The following is a 4,430-nucleotide window of genomic DNA, read 5'->3' as shown; positions in this document are numbered from 1 at the left end:
CCCGCCGACCGGCCGGCAACGGCTGGTGCGCCAGCAGCACGCCCACGTCGAGCAACTCGGACACGGTGTCCACCCGGATCACGCCGGACTGCGCGAAGAGCGCGCTCACCGCCGCCGCGTCCAACGCCGGGGCCTCCCCCACGCCCGGCGGCCGGGCCAGCGACGCCAACGCCACCACCGGCTTGGTGCGCCCGATCCGCCGGGCCAGCCGGGCGAACTTGCGCGGATTGCCGAACGTCTCCAGGTAGAGCGTGATCACGTCGGTGCCCGGGTCGTCCTGCCAGTACTGCAACAGGTCGTTGCCGGACACGTCGGCCCGGTTGCCGGCCGAGACGAAACTGGACAGCCCCAGCCCGCGCCGGGACGCCTCGGCCAGCAACGCCACCCCGAACGCGCCGGACTGACTGAACACGCCGACCCGCCCCGCGGCGGGCAGCACCGGAGCGAGCGTGGCGTTGAGGCGTACCGCCGGGTCGGTGTTGGCGACGCCGAGACAGTTCGGGCCGACCACCCGCATCCCGGCCAGGTGCGCGGCACGGACCAGGGCGCGCTGCGCCGCCGCGCCGGCCGGACCGGACTCGGCGAACCCGGCCGAGACCACCACCAGCCCGTGCGCGCCGGCCCGGGCCGCGTCCCGGACCACCTCGGTCACCGCCTCCGGCGCGACCGCCACCACCGCCAGGTCCACGTCCGCCCCGGCGTCGACCGCCGACCGGTACGCGGGCAGCCCGGCCACCGTCGCCGCGCTCGGATGCACCGGCACGATCGCGCCCGCGTACCCGCCGTCGCGCAGATGCCCGAGCAGCGCCGCGCCGACGCCCTGCCCGGTGGTGCTGGCGCCGTAGACGGCGACGCCCCGCGGGGCGAGCAGCCGGGCGATCGACCGCGCCTCGGTGCGGTGCTCCCGACCCCGCTGCACCGCGAGCGTCGCCTCCGTCGCCGCGATCGGGAAACTGAGGTGCACCACGCCGTCGGCGTACTGCCGCTGGACCTGGTAGCCGAAGTCGGCGAAGACCCGCAGCATCGTCCCGTTCGCCGGCAGCACCTCGGCGACGAACCGCACGATGCCGTGCCGGCCGGCCGCGTCGGCCAGGTGCTCCAGCAGCACCGAACCGATGCCCCGCCCCTGGTAGGCGTCCTCCACCACAAACGCCACCTCGGCCTCCGGCGACGCCGGACCGAGCCGCTCGTACCGGCCGACGGCCACGATCCGCTCACCGGCCAGCACCACGAACGCCTCCCGGTCGCGGTGGTCGACGGTGACGAAACGCCTCAGGTCCCGCTCCGGGATACGCGGGTACGGCGAGAAGTACCGCAGGTAACGGGTGCGCTCGGAGAAGCGGGCGTGCATCGCCACGATCGCCGCCGCGTCGTCCGGGCGGATCTGCCGCAGTTGCCCGGTCGTACCGTCGCTGAGCAACACGTCCACCGGTGGCGTCACCGGCCGGTCCTCGCCACCCACGGGCTCAGTCGCGCGGATCGTGCGGGTCGAGCCCCAGCAACGGGAAGACCGCCTTGCGGGTCGCCGCGACGGCCCGGTCCACCGCGTTCGGCTCACCGCTGGGCTGCCACGGCTGAAAGGACGGGTCCACGTCGTCGGTCATCCGCAGCGGGACGTCGTGCCCCGGCCGCCGCCGCCCGGCCAGCTCACGCCAGCCCGGCGGCGTGAGCCGGGCCGGGTCGAGCGGCTCGCCGGTGGCCACCGCGAGCAGGTGCGTCCACGCCCGGGGCACCACCTCGACCAGCGCGTACCCGCCGCCCCCGGTGGCCACCCAACGGCCGTCGCACAGCTCGTCGGCGAGCGCCCGCAACGCCAGGTAGGTGGCCCGCTGCCCATCCACGGACAGGTGCAGGTCGGCCAGCGGGTCCGCGCGGTGCCCGTCCGCCCCGCACTGGGTCACCAAAAGCTGCGGCCGGAACGCGCGCAGCACCGACGGCACCACCGCGTGGAACGCCCGCTGCCAACCGGCGTCGCCGACCCCCGGCGGCAGCGGCACGTTGACCGCCGTGCCCTCCGCACCCGGCCCACCGGTCTCGTCCGGGAACCCGGTGCCGGGGAAGAGCGCGAGCGGGCTCTCGTGCAGGCTGACCGTGAGCACCCGCGGGTCCCGGTAGAAGACCTCCTGCACCCCATCGCCGTGGTGCACGTCCACGTCCACGTACGCGATCCGCTCCGCGCCCAGGTCGAGCAGGCGGGCGATGGCCACCGCCGGATCGTTGTAGACGCAGAAGCCGGCCGCCCGGGCCGGCATCGCGTGGTGCAGGCCACCGGCCACGTTGACCGCGCGCCGGGCCTCACCGCGCCAGACCGCCTCGGCGGCGGCCACGCTCGCCCCGACGATCAGCGCGCTGGACTCGTGCATCCCGTCGAAGACCGGATTGTCCGAGGTGCCCAGGCCGAAGCCGGCGAAGAGCGGGTCGCGCGGCGCGGCCCGGACCGCGTCCAGGTAGGCCGGGTCGTGCACCCGGGTGAGCAACGCGTCGTCGGCCGGCTCCGGCTTCACCAGCCGCACCCCGGGCCGGTCGAGCACGCCCAACTCGCGGGCGAGCGCCATGGTCAGCTCGACCCGCACCGGATCCAGCGGATGATCACCCAGGTCGTAGGCGAGCAGGGCCTCGTCCCACACCACCACCGTGTCGTCGGCCATGCGGCCATCGTCCCACGCGACCCCGGACGCGCCCACCAGCAGCGCGTTCACCGGCCGGACGGGCCGCCCGTCGCCACCGGACGGTCCGGGTCGGCCACCCACCCGCTCCACGAGCCGACGTACAGGGCGGCGTCCGGACGCCCGGCCAGGTGCAACGCCAGCACCGTCTGCGCGGCGGTCACCCCCGAACCGCAGTACGCCCCGACCGGCGCGTCCCCCCGCACCCCGGCGGCGGCGAAGCGCTCCCGCAGCGCCTCGGCGGCGGGAAACCGGCCCCGCGTGACGTACTCCGGTGCGGGCAGGTTGACCGCGCCCGGGACGTGCCCGGCGACCGGGTCGACCGGCTCGGCCTCGCCCCGGTAGCGCGGCGCGGCCCGCACATCGAGCAGCACCCCGGCGTCGGCGGCGGCGAGCCGGGCGGCCTGCCCGGCGTCGAGCACCGGCAGTCCGCCCGGTACGACCGTCACGTCACCGGGGGTCGGGGTCGGCGCCGCGGTGTCCACCGGCAACCCGGCCGCGGTCCAGGCCGGATACCCGCCGTGCAGCACCCGCACCGCCCGGTGCCCCGCCCACCGCAGCGTCCACCAGGCCCGGGCGGCGGACATCCCGTCGCCGCCGTCGTACACCACCACGGGATGACCGGCGCGGACGCCGGCGGCCCGCAGCGTGCCCTGCAACGCCGCCGGCTCGGGCAACGGGTGACGGCCGGCGGTGCCCGGCGGCCCGCACAGCTCGGTGTCCAGGTCGACGAAGACCGCGCCCGGCAGGTGGCCGGCGGTGTGATCGTCGCGGCCGGGCGGGCCGGTCAGCCGCCAGCGGACGTCGAGCAGGACGGGCGGGTCGGCGCGGTCGAGCTCGGCGGCGAGCCGATCGGGTTCGACCAGCAGGTCAACGGTTCCGGACATGCGACCCAGTCAACACCATCGGGGCACCGACCTCGCGGTTCGCCTGCGGTCGACGTCGGTGGTTACGGGTAGCATCGGACGCCGGGAGGCCGCTGACGTGAAGCACGACCTGGTAGACACTACCGAGATGTATCTGCGCACCATCCTCGAACTCGAGGAGGAGGGTGTGCCGCCGCTGCGTGCCCGCATCGCCGAGCGGCTGAGGCAGAGCGGCCCGACCGTCAGCCAGACCGTCGCCCGGATGGAACGCGACGGGCTGCTCACCGTCGAGGGCGACCGGCACCTGACCCTCACCGCGCAGGGCCGCAACACGGCGGTGTCGGTGATGCGCAAGCACCGGCTGGCCGAGTTGCTGCTGGTCAACGTGATCGGGATGCCCTACGAGGAGGCCCACGAGGAGGCCTGCCGCTGGGAGCACGTGATGAGCGACGCGGTGGAGCAGCGGGTCTACGACCTGCTCAACCGCCCGACCCGCTCGCCCTACGGCAACCCGATCCCGGGGCTGGAGGAGCTGGGCGACCCGGGCCAGCCGCTGGCCGAGGCCGTCGAGGGCGAGCGCAACCTCGCCTTCCCCGGCCTGTCCGGGCCGGTGGTGGTGCGCCGGATCTGCGAGAGCGTGCAGACCGACGCCGACGTCCTGCGGCAACTGCACGCGGCGGGCGTCGATCCGGGCGCGACCGTGACCGTGGCGCAGGAGCGCGACGGGGTCTCCATCGACCGGTCGGGTGACCGGGTGCGGCTGCCCCGCGAGGTGGCCTCCCGGGTGTTCGTCGCGGCCCGCTGACCGGGCCGCGACCGGGCTCACAACTGCCGGGTGTCGATCACCTTGGCCAGCGCGACCAGTTTCCCGGTCGCCTCCTCCACCTCGGCCGTGGCG

General features: G+C 75.6%; 4 protein-coding genes. 1 reads left to right on the top strand and 3 read right to left on the bottom strand.

Annotated features, from left to right (window positions below; translation table 11 throughout):
• From B1205_RS30510 to B1205_RS00470, 3 genes are all read right to left on the bottom strand, one after another.
• Positions 1-1,441: GNAT family N-acetyltransferase (locus B1205_RS30510; RefSeq protein WP_254909603.1), on the bottom strand; the 1,441-nt coding region annotated here is incomplete at its 3' end.
• 25 nt (positions 1,442-1,466) lie between these two features.
• Entirely contained in the window at positions 1,467-2,648 is a 1,182-nt protein-coding gene (locus B1205_RS00475) for an acetoin utilization protein AcuC (RefSeq protein ID WP_089153929.1), read from the bottom strand.
• 47 nt (positions 2,649-2,695) lie between these two features.
• Positions 2,696-3,553, bottom strand: a complete 858-nt coding sequence (locus B1205_RS00470) for a sulfurtransferase (RefSeq protein WP_089153802.1) — start codon at positions 3,551-3,553, stop codon at positions 2,696-2,698.
• A gap of 97 nt (positions 3,554-3,650) precedes the next feature.
• Here B1205_RS00470 and B1205_RS00465 point away from each other — a divergent pair, with 97 nt between their 5' ends.
• Positions 3,651-4,337 (top strand): metal-dependent transcriptional regulator, encoded by a 687-nt coding sequence (locus tag B1205_RS00465; protein WP_089153801.1) that lies wholly within the window; start codon positions 3,651-3,653, stop codon positions 4,335-4,337.
• The last annotated feature ends 93 nt before the right edge of the window (positions 4,338-4,430 follow it).

It is taken from the genome of Micromonospora sp. NBS 11-29, assembly GCF_002140155.1.
In the GTDB taxonomy this organism is placed as follows: Bacteria; Actinomycetota; Actinomycetes; order Mycobacteriales; family Micromonosporaceae; genus Micromonospora.
This window is presented reverse-complemented; position numbering and strand designations above follow the sequence as displayed.

What these genes read in the sequence shown, in the direction of transcription:
- B1205_RS00475 (WP_089153929.1), bottom strand. Translation starts at nt 2,648, where the DNA reads ATGGCCGACGACACGGTGGTGGTGTGGGACGAGGCCCTGCTCGCCTAC.
- B1205_RS00470 (WP_089153802.1), bottom strand. Translation starts at nt 3,553, where the DNA reads ATGTCCGGAACCGTTGACCTGCTGGTCGAACCCGATCGGCTCGCCGCC.